The following is a 16,273-nucleotide window of genomic DNA, read 5'->3' as shown; positions in this document are numbered from 1 at the left end:
CGACCCAGGTCGTACGCCGGGTCATCCCCCGGGCGTGACCAGCCCGCTCTCGTACGCCAGGACCACCGCCTGGACCCGGTCGCGCAGCTGGAGCTTCGCCAGGATCCGCCCGACGTGGGTCTTCACCGTCGCCTCGGCCACGTGCACCCGGGCGGCGATCTCCGCGTTGGACAGCCCTTGCGCGACCAGCAGCAGCACCTCCCGCTCCCGTTCGGTGAGCTGCGCCAGCCGGGGGTCGGCGGCCGGGCCGGCGCCGAGCTGGCCGGCGAACCGGTCCAGCAGTCGCCGGGTGATCGACGGCGCCACCACCGAGTCACCCTCGGCCACCACCCGGATCGCGGCCAGCAACTCCTCCGGCGGGACGTTCTTGAGCAGGAAGCCGCTCGCCCCGGCCTGCAGAGCGGCGAACGCGTCCGCCTCGGTGTCGAAGGTGGTCAGCACCAGCACCCGCGGCGGGCCCGCCGGCCGGTCGGCGCAGAGCCGCCGGGTCGCCTCCACCCCGTCCATGGTCGGCATCCGGATGTCCATCACGACCACGTCGGCCTCGGTGCGGGCGAGCACGCGCAGCGCGTCCGCGCCGTCGATGGCCTCCCCGACGACCTCCAGGTCGGGCTGGGAGTCCAGCACCATCCGGAACCCGGCGCGCACCAGCGCCTGGTCGTCCGCGATCACCACCCGGATCGTCATGCCGCGATCACCTCCGTTGCGGGCTCCGACGGTAGCGGCAGCCGGACCTCGAGTTGCCAGCCCCCGGCCAGCCGGGCACCGGCGGTGAGACTGCCGTCGTACACCGTCACCCGCTCCCGCATGCCGAGAAGACCGTGCCCGCCGGACGGCGCCGGGCTGACCACCGGCCGGCCGCGACCGTCGTCGACCACCGTGACCACGACGGCGTCGGCGGCGTACGTGAGGGTCACCTCGACACCGGCGCCGACGCCGGCGTGCTTGAGCGCGTTGGTCAACGCCTCCTGCACCACGCGGTAGATGGTCAGTTCCAGCCCGGGCGGAAGCGCCGGTGGTTCGCCGGTGATCGTGTGCCGGATGCGCAGCCCGGCGTCGCCGAACCGGGCCAGCAGTTCGGGCAGCTCGGCCAGGGCCAGCCGGCGGTGCTCCGGATCGGCCACCACCGGACCGTCCGCGCCGGCCGGGCCCGCGTCCCGCAGGACGCCGACCAGTCGGCGCATCTCCTCCAGGGCCTGCCGGCCGGTGTCGGCGACCACCTTCACCGCCGTCCGAGCCTGCTCGGGGTCGCGGTCGAGCATGAACCGCGCCCCGTCGGCCTGGACGATCATCACCGCCATGCTGTGCGCCACCACGTCGTGCAGCTCGCGGGCGATCCGGGTGCGTTCCTCGGCGACCGCCGCCCGTGACTCGGCCTCCCGCTCGCGTTCCAGGGTGGTGGCCCGGTCCTCCAGCGTGAGCACGTAGAGGCGACGGGTCCGCACGTTCAGCGCGACCAGCCAGACCGCGCCGGTGACCAGCGCGTACCACAGCGCGGTCGCCCACCAGGTGATGGCGCCCTGGGTCTGGGCGGCGGCGAGCAGCACGCCCACGGCGGCGACCGCACCGGCGAGCACCCCGTCGCGCAGCCGCCTGCCGTACTTCACGACGCTGTAGAGCGCGATCAGGACGGCGACGTCGAAGGGCAGCGGGCCCCACCGGGCGACCACCTGGACCAACGCGAGCGCCGCGACCACCACGGTCACCGCGCCCGGGCGCGAGCGGCGGAACAGCAGCGCCACGGCCATCCCCGCGCCGACCAGGGTGGCCGCCCAGCCGCCCGGCTGGTTGGCCGCCCCGGCCAGGCCGAAGAGCACCACCACGCCGGAGACCGCCACGTCGAAGGCGACGCCGCGCAGCGGGCGACCGAACATCGTGCGTCTCACGGTCACCCAGCGTACGTGCCGGAGGTCAGGTCCCCTCCGCCGTCCCTGTCGAGCTGCCCCGTGGTGAACCGGGCTCGGACGCCAACCGGCCGCTCAGTGGCCGAGGACCTCGCGCATGCGGCCGATCTCGACGGTCTGCTCCGTGGCGAGCGAGTTGGCGAACTCGTTGAGCGTCAGGTCGGAGCCGACCTTGAGCAGGTTGGTCGCCATCTCGATGGCGCCCTCGTGGTGCTCGGTCATCATCCGGACGAAGAGCCGGTCGAAGTCGGCGCCGCGGGCGGCGGCCAGCTGCCGCATCGCCTCCGGCGACTGCATGCCGCGCATGCCGCCGTGGTCGTGGCCCTGCACCTCCGCCGGGAGGCCACGGGTCTGCAGCCAGCCGCGCATCATGCCCATCTCCGGCCCCTGGCTGGCCCGGATGCGGTCGGCGAGGGCGCGGATCGTCGGGTTGGCGGCCCGGTCGGGGGCCAGCTCCGCCATCTCCAGGGCCTGCGCGTGGTGCGGGATCATCATGCGCACGAACCACACGTCCAGTGAGTTGTGCGGGGCGGGGCCGGCGTCGCGGACCTCGTGAGCCGGGCGGGTGGCCGCCGACTCGCCCGGGCGGCCGGGCGCGATGACGGTCAGGTCGGTGGGAACGGGGCTGGCCGTCGGCGCGACGCTGGTGGGCGCGGAGACCGGCTGGGCGGTGCGCGTCCCGGAGTCTCCCCCGGCGCGGACCACGACGAACGCCACCAACGGCAACACCAGCGCCAGTGTGACGAGTGCCAGGGTCCGTGCGCGCCGACTGGTCATGGGCTACTCCCTGGGATCGAGGTCATCGCGATGTTATCCATTGAGGAGAACGATTCGATGTGACCCAGGTCACATCGATGCCCTTCGTCGGGCGGTAAGGTGTCGACCATCGTCTCCCCCTTGCGAAGGGCCCTCGCCGATGACCAAAGTCCACATGCCACGGTTACGACAACTCCGGATCGTGGGCCTTGCCGCGACCGGCCTCCTCGTCGCCAGCGTCCTCGTCGCCCCGGCAAGCAACGCACAGGTTGTGCCGCAGGCCGCCCCGGTGGCCGCCGCCGCGAACACGATCCCCGGCGTCGACGAGATCGTGAGCAGCCCCAACCTGCGCCAGATCGCCAACGTTCCCAAGGTCGCTCCCCTGGACGCGACCAACAGCGACATCGCCTTCCAGGGCAAGTACGCGTTCGCCGGCAACTACAACGGCTTCGTCATCTACGACGTCTCGCGGCCGAACGCGCCCACGGTGACGTCGCGGGTGCTCTGCCCGGGGTCGCAGAACGACATCTCCGTCCACGGTGACCTGCTGTTCCTCTCCACCGACTCGTCCCGCAGCGACGACTCCTGCAACAGCACCTCGCAGGGGGCGAACGTCAAGGAGTCCTGGGAGGGCATCAAGGTCTTCGACATCAAGGACAAGGCCAACCCGCGGTACATCAAGTCCGTCGAGACGGCCTGCGGCTCGCACACCCACACCCTGGTGCCGGGCAAGGACCGCAAGTCGGTCTACCTGTACGTCTCGTCGTACAGCCCGCGTGACGAGTTCCCGGACTGCCAGCCGCCGCACGACTCCATCTCCATCATCAAGGTGCCGCTGAAGAAGCCCACCGACGCGGCCGTGGTCTCGACGCCGAACCTCTTTTCGGACGGCGGCTTCCCGGGCAGCGAGACCGGCTCGGCGACCACCGGTTGCCACGACATCACCGCCTACCCGGACAAGGACCTGGCCGCCGGCGCCTGCATGGGTGACGGCATCCTGCTGGACATCCGCAACCGGGAGGTGCCGCGGGTCATCAACCGCGTGCGGGACACGACCAACTTCGCGTTCTGGCACTCCGCCACGTTCAACAACGCCGGCACGAAGGTGATCTTCACCGACGAGCTGGGTGGCGGCGGCGCGGCGACCTGCAACGAGGCCATCGGCCCGAACCGTGGCGCGGACGCCATCTACGACATCACCGGCCGCGGTGACGCCCGGAAGATGAACTTCCGCAGCTACTACAAGATCCCCCGCAACAACGCGGACACCGAGAACTGCGTGGCGCACAACGGCTCGCTGATCCCGGTGCTCGGGCGGGACATCATGGTCCAGGCGTGGTACCAGGGCGGCATCTCGGTCTGGGACTTCACCGACTCGGCCAACCCGAAGGAGATCGCCTTCTGGGAGCGGGGTCCGCTCTCGGCCGACACGTTCGTCGGCGGTGGCACCTGGTCCGCGTACTACTACAACGGACACATCTACTCCAACGACATGGTGAAGGGCCTCGACGTCCTGGAGCTGAACGACTGGCGCACCTGGACGGCGAAGCTGGTCAAGTACAAGGAGCTCAACGTGCAGACCCAGCCCAGCTACCTGAGCTGGTAGGCACAGCACCGAACTGGTGAGGCACCGCGCACGACGCCGGGCCCGCCCCCGATCTCCGGGGGTCGGGCCCGGCCACGTTCGGACGGGTGCGCCGCCGGCAATCACTTCACCGGCAGCTCGTAGCGCCGCTCGCCGCCGCCGGTGGCAGTGACCAGCCGGACCTCGCCGCTGCGCAGGCCGTACGTCACCGACCAACGGGTGTGCCCCTGCCGGACGGAGGCGAGCACCCGGTGCGCCGCGGTGGCGTCCAGCACCCCGTCGGCCTCGGTCAGCGCGGCGGCGATCTGCCCGTACCGGCGGTCCTGGCGGCGGCGCTGCTCGGGAACGCCGGCGACCGGCACGTTGGTCAGCGCCTGCCAACCGCCCGTGCCCCGCTCGACTCGCAGCTCGCCGTCGACGAACTCGATCACCGCCGACGCACCGGTCGCGTCGGCCAGCAGATAGTGCAGCGCCGGCCCACCGTCGAAGTCGAGGTTGTGCCGGCGGAACACGGCCACCGCCTCGTCGACCGTGGCCGCGCCGTCCAGCACCAGCCGCAGGATCCGCACCGAGCCGACGGTGGGCTTGCCCGGCTCGGCGCGGGCCGTCGCCGCGTCGTCGGCGGCCAGCCCCACCGCCAGGCCCCGCTCGTTCATCCCGTCGAAGGGCAGCAGCGGCGCGTCGAGCAGGCGACGGTCACCGGTCGGGTCGGCACCGACGCCGAGGTAGGAGATGTCGACCAGCGAGATGGCCGCGTAGCCGTCCGGTGGGTCGGTCCGCAACACGAGCGCCGGGTTGGCGTCCCAGTCGAAGTTGCGGGCGAACAACGGTCGGGCCGGATCGCCCGCGGCGACGAAGAGCGAACAGCCGAACGGGCTGGGCGGGGCCGCGTCGGTGCCCACCGTCGGGTCGTACGCCCCGACGTAGGTCATCTCGTACAGCGGCAGGTCGTCCACCCGGCGCAGGCTGGCCATGGTCCGCTCGGCCTGGGACGCGTCCTGGCGGGAGGCGTTCGGCATGCCGGCCGGCGAGGAACTGGGCGCATCGCTGGACCCGGTGGCGGTGCAGGCGGTCAGGGCGAGCAGCAGGGCCGTCGTGGCGGCCGGCAGGGTCCTCCGCATATCCGTTGGACGCTATGGGACCGATCGACGGTTGTCCACCGGCGCGGTGCGGTCTGTCACCGCCAGCCTGCTGCTGCCGGTGGCCAGCCTGACCAACCTCTTGGCCGCCGACCGGGTCGGGCTGGCACCGCTGGCGTACGCGGCCCGGATGGCGCTGCCGCAGCTCGCCGCCGTGGCGGTCACCATGCTGCTGCTCTGGTACGCCTGGTGGCGGCGGGACCCGCAGTGGCGCCGGCGTCACCGGGCCGCCCGCTCCACGGCGAACATGAAGCAGCCGTACACCACGTTGCGGCTGTGCAGCTGGTGCACCGCGGGGTCGGCGAACAGGTCGGCGATCACCGCCTCCGGGTCCGTGCCGTCGTGCAGCCGGCCGCCGCAGATCCGGCCCTGCCGGTCGTAGGCTCGCAGCACCTGGGGCCGCCCCCGCCAGGCCGGCGGGTGGCCGCCCGGCGCCTCCGGGCCCGGGCAGGCGGCGGCGTGCGCGAAGATCGGCCCGATCTCCCGGTACGGCCCGGCGGCGATCGGCGGCGGGTAACCGAAGAGCAGCAGCGTCTCCCCTGCCTCGGCGTCGCGCAGGCAGCAGCGCAGCGGTTCCCCGCCGCCGGCCGTCAGCGCCTCGACGGGTTGGTCGGCGGCGTCGCGGCCGGTGCGGCGGACGGTGTCGAGCGCCGCGGCCGGCAGGGCGTGGACGCGGAACGTGGTGCTGTTCGTCATCCGTCCAGCCTGGTCCGGCGTCGGCGCGGATGCTGGCGGCGATCGGACCTGGCGCTGGACGGGTCCGGTGCACGGGGGCCGCTCAGCGGCGGGCCGGACGGGGGCCGACCAGCCGGCGGACCACCGGTGCGGCGTTCCACCTCGCCGCGCCGACCAGATCACGGGCGTGCTCCAGCACCGTGTAGTCCGGGCGGGTCAGCCCGTCGGCGATGGCTCGGTCCAGGTCGTTGCCGCACCGCGTCAACACGGTGTCGAAGTCGCGGCGGACCGGCTCCAGCAGGTCGTAGCCGAACGAGCGGTGCAGCCGGGCGAAGAGCGGCTTGTACAGCCGGACCCGCTCGTGCAGGCCCGAGGAGTACGACATCGGGTTCTTCGGCCGGCGCAGCACGTAGTCCGGAAGCACGTCGCCGAACGCCCGCCGGACGATCCACTTCTCCTGCCCGTCGCGCAGCTTCAGCTCCAGCGGCAACCGCATCGCCAGCTCCACCACGCTGAGGTCGAGGAACGGCAGCCGAGCCTCCACCCCGTGCCCCATGGCGGCCCGGTCGACCCGCTGCAACTCCGTCCGGCACAGGTTGCGGATGCGGTGCAGGAAGAGCCGACGGGACGCGGTCGGGCCGGCCTGGCGGTACATCGGGTACCCGCCGAACAGCTCGTCGGAGCCGTCGCCGGTGAGCACCACCTTGATCCCCAGGTCGCGCAGCCGCCGGTAGATCGGCACCGAGACCACCGCGTTGATGATGTCGCCGTACTCGGTCAGCTCGGAGATCCGGATGGCCTCCCGCACGTCGGCGAGACGGATGTCGCGCGGTCGCAGCTCGACCACCTCGTGCGGCACTCCCAGGTCGGCGGCGAGCCGCCGGGCGTACGCCACGTCGGGGCTGTCCGGGACGCCGACGGTCACGGCGACGCAGTCCGGGTGCATGTCCCGCACCTGCCGCAGGGTCAGCGAGCTGTCCAGCCCTCCGGAGAGCACCACCCCTACGGTGAGGTCGGTCTCCACGCGCATCCGGATGGCGTCGCTCAGCGCGGCACGGACGAGCAGGGCGGCCTCGTCCGGGTCGTCGATGACCGGCAGTCCGTCGCCGAGGGTGAGCAGGTCGACGTACGGGCGCAGCCGTACGTGCCCGTCGGGATCCGCCCAGCCGTGGTGCCCGGGCGGCACCTCGGTGACCGGTGCGCCGTGCCCGACCAGCGCCTTCACCTCGGAGGCGAGATGCAGGCAGCCGGGTCGGCGGGACCAGTACAGCGGCTTCACGCCGACCGGGTCGCGGGCCAGGTACACGCGGCCCGTGGGACGCTCGACGACCGCGAAGGCGTACTCGCCGCGCAGCCGGGTCACCGCCGCCTCGCCCCACTGCTGGAAGGCGGCGAGCAGCACCTCGGTGTCGCTCTCGGTGCGGAACACCTGCCCGAGCCGGGTCAGCTGCGCGCGCAGTTCCCGGTGGTTGAAGATCTCGCCGTTGAAGCAGAGCAGCCAGCGTTCGTCGGTCGACGTCCACGGCTGCACGGCCCGGTCGCGGTCCACCACCCGCAGCCGCCGGGTGCCGGCGAGCAGCCCGTTCTCGGACCGGGTCTCGGTGACCTCACCGCGGGGGGCGAGGACGGCGAGCATCCGCCGGAAGGTCGCCGGATCGGCGTCGGGGCCGATGCTCAACGCGATGCCGCACACCGGCTCACACCCCCATCTCGGACTCGTACGCGCGTCGCAGCCGACGCCGGGCGGCGGGCGCGAGGCAGAGGTGCCAGGCCTGACCCTCGTCGATCACGTTCAGCTCGCCGGCCTCCTGCCGGGCCAGCAGCAGCTCCGCCAGCGCGTCCCGCGCGCCGAAGCGCTCGTACCAGGCGAGTTCGACGTCCATGGAGTAGCCCAGGCAGTGCCCGCTGGGCAGCATGGCGGCGTACCCCAGCCGGCGCAGCCGGTACTGGTGCTCGGCGCTGCGGACCAGGCTGGTCACCCACAGTGGCGGGGTGGCGGGCGGTGCGGCGGCGGCGAACTCCCGTCCGATGTCGTTGAGCAGCGCCACCACCTCCCGCCGGGCGCGCCGGAACAGCAGCCCGGCGGTGCGGGGGGTGGCGTCCGGCCGCAGCCGGCGACGTAGCCCGCGCGCGGCCCGGCCGAGCACGGTGGAGGGCTGTTCCTGGTAGCGGAAGCGCAGCAGGTCGCGGCGGCGCAGCCACTCCAGGTCGACGAGGTCGCTGCTGCCGTTGACCTGGTCGTCGGTGACGAACGTGGGCGCGTCCTGCCACCACAGCACGTCGATGCGGGAGAGCAGGTAGATCCGGACCAGCGCGGTGAGGTCACGCGCCGAGGTGCGTTCGTTCGGCTGGTAGCGGGCCATCTCCAGCAGCAGCGTCTCGCGCGCGCCGATCAGACCCTGCGGGGTGGCGTCGAGCACGGCGGCGAGCGCCGGCTCCCGCAGCCGCTCGTCGATGAGCACCTGCCGGGCGCGGGTGCTGGTCGCGTCGGCCAGGGCACCGACCTCGACGAGCAGCTCGGCGACGGCCTCCCGGTAGGCGGCCAGGTCAGGAGTAGTGGCGGCAGGGCGGCGGGGGGTGGTTCCGGAGGGTCGGCGGCGGGCCGGGGCGGTGGGCGACACGGGCGTGCCGGGCTGCTGTCCCGGGCTACGGCTGGGCACTCGCATGACGGGGGTCCCTTTCTCCGGTCACGGCACTGGGTACATCGCCCTGAACACACCGTAATCAGCAGGACCCGGAAGGGACCGAACAATCCTCCTATCCACCCCGAAGGGACCTGCCGGGCCGAGGCCCGGCAGGCACGGCTCGCCGGGACGAACCACCGGCGGGCAGGGCGATCAGTCGCCGTCCGCCGCCACCAGAGCCTGCACCTCGGCGTACGACGGCAGCTCCGCCGGCGCGGCGAACCCGCCGGCACGGACCGCGTCGGCGGTGGCGACCGCGGCGGCCAACGCGGCCCGGAACAGCAGGGAACCGGTGCTGACGCGGGCCGCCCCGGCCCGGCCCAGCTCGTCCAGACCCGGCCCGCCCGGCTGGTACAGCACGTTCAGCGGAGCGTCGACCCGCTCGGCGAGCACCCGCACCGTCGCCAGGTCGACGGTGCCGGGCACGAAGATCCCGTCGGCGCCGGCGGCCCGGTAGGCCCGAGCGCGGGCCAGGGTCTGCGGCAGCGGCTCGGCCACCCCGAGCCACCAGGTGTCGGTGCGGGCGTTGACGAAGAGGTCCGGCACCGCCGCCTTCACCGCCGCGATCTTGTCGGCGATGCCCTCGGGGTCGGCCAGGCTGCCGTCGGCCCGCCCGTCCTCCAGGTTGATCCCGACAGCGCCGAGCCCGGCCAGCTCCGCCACGTAGCCGGCGACCTCCGCCGGATCATCTCTGAACCCGGCCTCCACGTCGACGGTGAGCAGCACCGGCAGCCGGGCGAGCCGACCGGTCAGGGCCAGGGTCTCCGCGCCGGTGGCCGCCACGCCGTCGGGTTGGCCGGCGGACGCGGCGACGCCGAGGCTGGTGGTGCCGATCGCCGGATAGCCGTGCGCGGCGAGCGCCGCCGCGGACGCGTGGTCCCAGGCGTTCGGCAGCAGCAGAGGTCGGCTGGCGTGGTGCAGGGCGCGGAACGCCGCATGACGGTCGGTCATCGGACGGTCACCTCCAGGGTCGTCGGGACGCGCAGGGTCGGGTGCGGTTCGTGGCGCAGGTCGCCGGGGGTACGCCGGCCGCGGCGGCGCAGCACGTCGAGCACGCCGGTGGCCAGGGCCAGTGCGTGCCGGTCGCCGGGACAGCCCCGCTCCCCCGCGCCGAAGGTCAGCAGCCCTGCGCCGGGCCGGTCGGGCCGGAACGCCTCCGGATCGGCGAACGCGCGCGGATCGCGGTTCGCGGCGTCGAACCGCAGCAGCACGGGGCTGCCGGGCGGCAGATCCTGTCCGCCGAGCCGTACCCCGGCGGCGGTGACCCGTCGGGTGGCCCGGACCGGCGGGTCGAGTCGCAGCACCTCGGCCAGCAGGTCGGCCAGCTCCTCCCGGGCTGGTGGGTCCACCGGTCGCTTCCCGCCCGGCGGGGTGTCGGCCTCGCGGTCGCCGGCCAGCGGGAGCAGGTGGTGTGCGGCGGCGCCGATCAGGCCGGCGGTGGCGTCACAGGCCTGGACCAGCAGGCCGATCAGGTTCGCCCGTACCTCCGGCCGGGCCGGTGGGCAGAGCGCCAGCAGCGTCTCCACCGCCCGGTCGGCCCGCCGCACCAGCGACGGGTCGACCCCCGGGGGTGGTACGCGGCGGCCACCGCGCCGACCGCCGTCCCGGCGGCGACCGGGTCGGTGAGGCCGAGCCGGCCGGCCAGCACCCGCAGCGGCACCGGCCTGGCCAGTCCACCCATGACGTCGAGGCGTCCACCGGCCCGGTCCAGGGCGGCGGCTGTCATCCGGGACGCCTCGTCGCGCAGGTCGTCCGGGTCCAGCGCGGCCAGCGCGGTCACGCCGATCGACCGCCGCTCGGCGTGCAGCCCGGGTGGGCTGAAGCGGCTGACCGTGGCGCGCAGCCACGCGAGGGTGCCGGGTGGCCCGGTGCCGACGGCCGGTACGTGCAGGTCCGGGTGGCACAGCGCAGCCCGAACGTCGGCATGCCGCGTCACCCACCAGGCGCCGTCAGGTCCGAGCGTGGGCGGCCCACACGCCGGCACTCCGGCTGCGGGCGGAACAAGAGGCCAGGAATCGGTCACCGCCAGACCGTAGAACCGGAACCCTTCGCCCCCCACCGAACTGTCGCGCCGTCAGCCCCAGGCTCCACAGCGGCACGGTGGGCGGTGTGGCGGTCAGGCGCGGCCGCTGGTCGCCGGGGGTCGGGTGGGGGTGAGGGCGTGTTCGGGGACGTTCAGGGTCGTGGCGAGGGCGGATCGACCGGTCGGGGTGAGGCGGACCGCGCGGCCGGCCCCCGGGGCGGTCCAGCCCAGCTCCGCGAAGCGGCGGCAGAGTGCCGCGCCGAGCGCCCCGGCCAGGTGCGACCTGCGCTCGGTCCAGTCCAGGCAGTCGCGGACCACCGGCCGTCGCCCGGCACGCAGCACGTCCACCGGTACGCCCAGCCCCGCCGCCCACGCCCACCCGTCGGGGGTCACCGTCAGACCGCTGGCCCGGTCCAGCCGCCCGTCGGCCAGCAACGCGTCGTACATCAGCACACCCAACCGTCCGGCGAGGTGGTCGTAGCAGGTCCGGGCGTACGCCAGGGCGGCACCGGTGGTGGCGGCGCGCAGCGACCCGGTCGGCGCGGGTGGGGCCGGGGCGTGCCCGGCCAGGCCCTCGATCAACTGGGCCACCGACGGCCCGGCCAGCCGCAGGTAGCGGTGCCGGCCCTGCCGCTCCTCTACCAGCAACCCGCCCTGGACCAGTCGGGTGAGGTGGTCGCTGGCGGTGGACGGCGCGACCCCGGCCCGCCGGGCCAGCTCGCCGGCCGTCCAGGCCCGGCCGTCGAGCAGCGCGAGGCAGATGCCGGCCCGGGTGCCGTCGGCCAACAGGGCGGCCAGCTCGGCCATCCCCCGGCCCTCGGTGACAGCGCTCATCGCCCCATCATCGCCCCGACCAGCGCCGCACCGGCAGGAGGGCCGGCCCGCCTGCGGTTGACGCCCGGCCGGCGGCGCTGCGGGTCAGGTGACGTGTTGCCGCACCGGGACGATGCGGAAGTCGACGGTGGCGTGGTCGATGGTCCCGTGGACCGGGGAGTCGGCCATCTCGGTCATGATCCCCGAGGCGCTGCGGCGGCCGTCGGCGGCGGAGTCCCAGGCGACGATGTCGGTGATCGTGCCGTCGTCGTCTTCGGTGATGCGACGCCAGCGGAAACCGGGCTGGCGCCGTAGGTAGTCGTTGATGTCCTCGTTGGCCTTGACGAAATCGGCGCCGGTCAGGCCGGCGACGAGCCGGAAGGTCGTCATCTCGAGTGCTTCGCCCATGGTCGTGCTCCTTTGTCGTGAGCAGTCAGCCCTGCACGGTGGACCGAACGATGATCTCGTTGACGTCGACGGTGTCGGGCTGCGCGATCGAGTACGCGATGGCGTCGGCGACCGCCGATGCCGGCATGCCCAGTTCCTCCGCCGCGGCGCGCGCCGCGGCCTGAATGTGCGGGTCGCCACCGCGCTCGGTGAGTTCCGAGTGGGTGTAGCCCGGGCTCACCAGGGTCACCCGCACGTCCCGGCTCTCCTGGCGCAGGCCTTCGCTGAGCGCCCGGACGGCGTACTTGGTGGCGCAGTAGACCGCCGCCGTCGGGTCGACGCGGTAGGCGGCGGAGGAGCCGATCGTGATGATGTGGCCCTTACCGCGCGCCCGCATGAGCGGCAGGGCGGCCGCGACGCCGTGCAGGGTGCCCCGCAGGTTCACGTCGATCATCTGGTCCCACTCCTCGGTCCGCAGCGCGTCGACCGTGGACAGGGCCATCACCCCGGCGTTGTTGACCAGGACGTCGACGCGTCCGTGTCGGTCGTGGGCACCCGTGACGAAGGAATTCACACTGTCCCGGCTCGTCACGTCCAGTCGCTGGTAGTCGGCGGTTCCTCCGGCACCGCGCAACTCCTCCACGAGCGCGGTGAGCCGGTCGACGCGCCGGGCGCCGAGTACGACGTGGTGGCCGTCGGCGGCCAGCCGGCGGGCGGTCGCCTCGCCGATACCGCTGCTCGCGCCGGTGATGAGGACAATCTTGGAATCTGGGCTGGTCATCGCTGCTCCTGGTCTCGTTGCGGCGAACACCGCCCGCCAACAATCCTGCCGGCCCAGGGAGCGGTGAAGGGCGCCTTTTCCGAGGTGCGCCGCACCCGGGCACGGCACTCCTGCTGTCACGGATCAGGTGCGGACAACGGGGCGGAAGCGCCGTTTCGATGGCCGTGTCCGGTTGCGGGTCGAGGAGGTCGGACGGAGGCACCACAGGGTGCGCCACCGCGCGACTTCCGGGGTGTACCGCACCCTGGCAGGCGGCTGACCAGGAGCTTTAGGCTGGATGACATGCCCGCTACCAGCAACAGGCTCGGGGACTTCCTCCGAGCCCACCGCGCCCGCGTCGACCCGAGAGAGGTCGGGCTGCGCGGGGGCGGCGACCGCCGGGTGCCCGGGTTGCGCCGCGAGGAGATCGCGGTGCTGGCCGGGGTGAGCGTCGACTACTACGCACGCCTCGAACAGGGCCGGGAGCGCAAGCCCTCCCCACAGTTGCTCGACGCGATCGGACGGGCACTGCGCCTCGATCCGGAGGCGCTCGGCCACCTCTTCCGGCTCGCCGGGCTGAGCCCCGCCCTGGGCCCGGAAGGGTTCCGGGGCTCGATCCACCCCGCGCTGCTGCGGCTGCTGGACGCCTTTCCCACGTCTGCCGCCTATGTGCTCGGTCCCGCGTTCGACGTGCTGGCCACCAACGGCGTCGCGGCGGCGCTGCTCTCCCCGTTCGCGGGCACGACCAACATGGTCCGGGTGCTGTTCGAGCACCCGCGGGCGCGCACCGTCTTCCCGGACTGGCCGACCCTGACCGAGAACGTCGTGCACGCCCTGCGGCTCAACGCCGGCCTCTTCCCGGACGATCCGGCGATCCAGGCACGCGTTGCCGACCTGCGTCGGGATTCGCCGGAGTTCCGGGCGCTCTGGGCGGGCCAGACGGTGCGCGGCCTGTCCCGCATGTTCAAGGTGCTGCACCACCCGGACGCCGGGCGGATCGAGCTGACCTACCAGACGTTCGACGTCCGGGACGCGCCCGGCCAGCAGCTGCTGGTGGGGACTCCGGAACCAGGAAGCCGCAGCGAGGAGGCCCTCGCCTACCTGGCCGCCGTACACGCCCCGGTGTGAGCTGGGCGTGGCGTGCGCCACGGGGTCGGCGTGCACGGACGGCGTTGGGCGGTGTCCCCGGATGGGGAGGTCCAGCTCTTTACAACGTTGTATCCAACGTTGTAAGAACGAGGCACACACCGCCCACTCCCCCGAGGCAGGTCCACATGCGACATCTCCGCCGTGGCGGCGCGCTCGCCGCCGCCCTCGGTCTGGTCTTGACCGCGATCGTGTCCGCGCCCGCCGCAGGTTCCGACGGCCCGTCCCGCTACCGCAACCCGATCTCCGCCGCCGTCGGCGACACCTTCGCCGATCCGGTCATCGTCCGCGGTGACGACGGCCTCTGGTACGCCTACGGCACCACCGACCCGCTGCGCGAGGGCGAGCGCGAGTTCCACCGGGTGCCCATGGCCCGCTCGGCCGACCTGGTCGACTGGACCTACGTCGGTGACGCGTTCGGCCCCGACCAGCGCCCGCCGTACGCGACACCCGGCGCCGCGTACTGGGCGCCGGACGTGCGCCGCCTCGGCGACCGGTGGGTCATGTACATGACGGTCACCGACACCACCGTCTCCACCGAGGGCAGCGACTACGCCATCGGCGCGGCCACCGCCCCCAGCCCGACCGGGCCGTGGACCTTCACCGAGCAGCCGGTCGTCGCCCCGCGCCCCGGCGGCGGTGGCGGTTACCTGTGGACGATCGACCCGAGCCAGTTCACCGACGTCGACGGTCGCAGCTACCTCTACTACGGCAGCTACTACGGCGGCATCTCGGTCACCGAACTGAGCCCCGACGGATTGACCGCGGTCGGCACTCCGACCCTGGTGGCCGTCGACAACAAGTTCGAAGGCAGCTACGTGCTGCGGCGGGGCGGTTGGTACTACCTGTTCGCCTCCACCGCGAACTGCTGCGCCGGCCCGGCCACCGGCTACTCCGTTCAGGTCGGACGCGCCCGCCTCCCGCGCGGCCCGTTCACCGACCGCGACGGCGTGGCGCTGACCGCGTCCCGGGCCGGCGGCACGCCGGTGCTCACCCAGAACGGCAACCGGTGGATCGGCACCGGGCACAACGGGTTCCTCACCGACCTGTCCGGGCAGGACTGGATCGTCTACCACGCCATCGACCGGGCCGACCCGTACCTGGACGAGCCGTTCGGCATCAACGAGCGGCCGATGCTGCTGGACCGACTGGACTGGATCGACGGCTGGCCCACGGTGAACGCGGGCGCCGGCCCGTCCGAGGGCGCCCGGCCCGCACCGGTGACCACCGGCCGGATCGACGACCGGTTCGACACCGCCGGGCTCGCCGCTTGGCGACGCGCCTCCGGCGACTGGCGGGTCGCCGACGGCCGACTCACCGGCACCGGCGCGCTGACCAGCCGTACCAGCGTGGGCGGGGACGTCCGCGCGGAGGCCGACCTGCGGCTGACCGGCGCGGCCGCCGCCGGAATCACCTTCGGCGACCGGGTCGACGTGCGGGTGGACGCGGCCGCCGGCCGGCTGGTCGCCCGCGACGGCGACCGGCGTGCCAGCGCGCCGCTGCCGGCCGGCTTCGCGCCGGCCGACCGGCACAACCTGGCCGTCGAGGTACGCGGCCGGAACCTGGTCGCCGAGTTGAGCCAGGCCCGGCTCGGTGACCAGCTCGCCGTGGTGTCGCTGCGGCTGGACCGCCCGGCCGCCGGCCGACCCGGGTTGACCGCGTCCCGTGGCCCGGCCGAGTTCGACAACGTCAGCGTCGCCCGGCTGTTCCAGCCGGCGAGGCGGGCGGTACCCGAGCCCAGGGCCGGCGCGGTGCTGCCGGCGTACTCCGACGAGTTCAGCGGCGGGATCAACGGCGACTGGCGGTGGGTGCGCGAGGATCCGGCTGCCACCGTCGCCGGCGGCGAGCTGCGGTGGCCGGTGCAGGCCGCCGACCTGACCGGCACCGGAAACACCGCCGGAGTGCTGCTGCGCGACGCGCCGCACGGCGACTACATCGCCGAGACGAAGGTGACGCTGGATCTGGGCGAGGAGACGGTCCGCAACTACCAGCAGGCCGGGCTGGTCGCCTACGTGGACGACGACAGGTTCGCCCGGCTGGCCCAGGTGGCGATCTGGAACACCCGGCAGGTGGAGTACGGCTACGAGCTGCCCTTCGCCGGCCAGCCGGTCTACGGCGGCAGCATCGTCGGCACCCCGGCCACCACCACGTGGCTGCGGCTGGCGCACCACGTCGACCCGGTCAGCGGGGAGCACGAGTTCCGGGCGGGCTCCAGCCGCGACGGCCGCAGCTGGACCTGGGGTGCGGTGTGGACCTTCCCGGCCGACACGACTCCCCGGATCGGGCTGGTCGCGCACGGCGGCGCCGAGCCGCCGGTGACGGCCGGTTTCGACTACCTGCGCTTCTACCGCTGACACGACAGGAAGGGCCCCGGTACGGCGCTGCGTCGTACCGGGGGCAC

16 protein-coding genes are annotated in these 16,273 nt (G+C 73.6%); 3 read left to right on the top strand and 13 right to left on the bottom strand.

What is annotated here, in order from left to right:
• Positions 1–21 precede the first annotated feature (21 nt).
• The 3 genes from ACTWLT_RS13085 to ACTWLT_RS13075 all read right to left on the bottom strand — a co-directional run bounded on the left by ACTWLT_RS13085 (position 22) and on the right by ACTWLT_RS13075 (position 2,681).
• Entirely contained in the window at positions 22–687 is a 666-nt protein-coding gene (locus ACTWLT_RS13085) for a response regulator (protein WP_445318619.1), read from the bottom strand.
• Positions 684–1,892, bottom strand: coding sequence for a sensor histidine kinase (locus ACTWLT_RS13080; RefSeq protein WP_445318618.1), 1,209 nt, complete (start codon positions 1,890–1,892; stop codon positions 684–686). The genes ACTWLT_RS13085 and ACTWLT_RS13080 overlap by 4 nt, the downstream gene beginning before the upstream one ends.
• An 87-nt stretch (positions 1,893–1,979) precedes the next feature.
• Positions 1,980–2,681 (bottom strand): DUF305 domain-containing protein, encoded by a 702-nt coding sequence (locus ACTWLT_RS13075; protein WP_445318617.1) that lies wholly within the window; start codon positions 2,679–2,681, stop codon positions 1,980–1,982.
• 139 nt (positions 2,682–2,820) lie between these two features.
• Between ACTWLT_RS13075 and ACTWLT_RS13070 the strand changes: the two genes are divergently transcribed.
• The gene (locus ACTWLT_RS13070; RefSeq protein WP_445318616.1) at positions 2,821–4,266 is read left to right on the top strand and encodes an LVIVD repeat-containing protein; all 1,446 of its coding nucleotides are present in this window, start codon (positions 2,821–2,823) and stop codon (positions 4,264–4,266) included.
• 101 nt (positions 4,267–4,367) lie between these two features.
• Here the strand turns inward: ACTWLT_RS13070 and ACTWLT_RS13065 are convergent, their stop codons facing one another.
• From ACTWLT_RS13065 to ACTWLT_RS13020, 10 genes are all read right to left on the bottom strand, one after another.
• Positions 4,368–5,366: a carcinine hydrolase/isopenicillin-N N-acyltransferase family protein gene (locus tag ACTWLT_RS13065; protein WP_445318615.1), complete on the bottom strand. Its 999-nt coding sequence runs from the start codon at positions 5,364–5,366 to the stop codon at positions 4,368–4,370.
• Between the two features lie 237 nt (positions 5,367–5,603).
• Complete coding sequence (locus ACTWLT_RS13060; protein ID WP_445318614.1) at positions 5,604–6,080, bottom strand: DUF1203 domain-containing protein; 477 nt, start codon at positions 6,078–6,080, stop codon at positions 5,604–5,606.
• Positions 6,081–6,162: 82 nt separating this feature from the next.
• A complete protein-coding gene (locus tag ACTWLT_RS13055; protein WP_445318613.1) occupies positions 6,163–7,752 on the bottom strand; it encodes an asparagine synthetase B family protein in 1,590 nt (529 codons plus the stop codon).
• Between the two features lie 4 nt (positions 7,753–7,756).
• Positions 7,757–8,725 (bottom strand): DUF5715 family protein, encoded by a 969-nt coding sequence (locus ACTWLT_RS13050; protein WP_445318612.1) that lies wholly within the window; start codon positions 8,723–8,725, stop codon positions 7,757–7,759.
• Between the two features lie 171 nt (positions 8,726–8,896).
• Positions 8,897–9,694: an isocitrate lyase/PEP mutase family protein gene (locus tag ACTWLT_RS13045; RefSeq protein WP_445318611.1), complete on the bottom strand. Its 798-nt coding sequence runs from the start codon at positions 9,692–9,694 to the stop codon at positions 8,897–8,899.
• Positions 9,691–10,290, bottom strand: coding sequence for a cytochrome P450 (locus ACTWLT_RS13040; protein WP_445318610.1), 600 nt, complete (start codon positions 10,288–10,290; stop codon positions 9,691–9,693). Before ACTWLT_RS13040 ends, ACTWLT_RS13045 begins: the two co-directional genes overlap by 4 nt.
• Positions 10,212–10,766 (bottom strand): cytochrome P450 family protein, encoded by a 555-nt coding sequence (locus tag ACTWLT_RS13035; protein WP_445318609.1) that lies wholly within the window; start codon positions 10,764–10,766, stop codon positions 10,212–10,214. Before ACTWLT_RS13035 ends, ACTWLT_RS13040 begins: the two co-directional genes overlap by 79 nt.
• 93 nt (positions 10,767–10,859) lie before the next feature.
• Positions 10,860–11,600, bottom strand: a complete 741-nt coding sequence (locus ACTWLT_RS13030; protein ID WP_445318608.1) for an ArsR/SmtB family transcription factor — start codon at positions 11,598–11,600, stop codon at positions 10,860–10,862.
• 84 nt (positions 11,601–11,684) lie between these two features.
• Complete coding sequence (locus ACTWLT_RS13025; protein WP_445318607.1) at positions 11,685–11,987, bottom strand: hypothetical protein; 303 nt, start codon at positions 11,985–11,987, stop codon at positions 11,685–11,687.
• 25 nt (positions 11,988–12,012) lie between these two features.
• Positions 12,013–12,747 carry an SDR family oxidoreductase gene (locus ACTWLT_RS13020; RefSeq protein WP_445318606.1) on the bottom strand — a complete coding sequence of 245 codons (735 nt, stop codon included), beginning with the start codon at positions 12,745–12,747 and terminating at the stop codon, positions 12,013–12,015.
• 282 nt (positions 12,748–13,029) lie between these two features.
• Between ACTWLT_RS13020 and ACTWLT_RS13015 the strand changes: the two genes are divergently transcribed.
• Both ACTWLT_RS13015 and ACTWLT_RS13010 read left to right on the top strand, forming a co-directional pair.
• Positions 13,030–13,854, top strand: coding sequence for a helix-turn-helix domain-containing protein (locus ACTWLT_RS13015; protein WP_445318605.1), 825 nt, complete (start codon positions 13,030–13,032; stop codon positions 13,852–13,854).
• A 146-nt stretch (positions 13,855–14,000) separates the two neighbouring features.
• The gene (locus tag ACTWLT_RS13010) at positions 14,001–16,226 is read left to right on the top strand and encodes a family 43 glycosylhydrolase (protein WP_445318604.1); all 2,226 of its coding nucleotides are present in this window, start codon (positions 14,001–14,003) and stop codon (positions 16,224–16,226) included.
• Positions 16,227–16,273 lie beyond the last annotated feature (47 nt).

The organism is Micromonospora yongxingensis (assembly GCF_052601155.1).
Note: the sequence above shows the minus strand (reverse complement) of the source record. Positions and strands in the feature narration are given on the sequence as shown.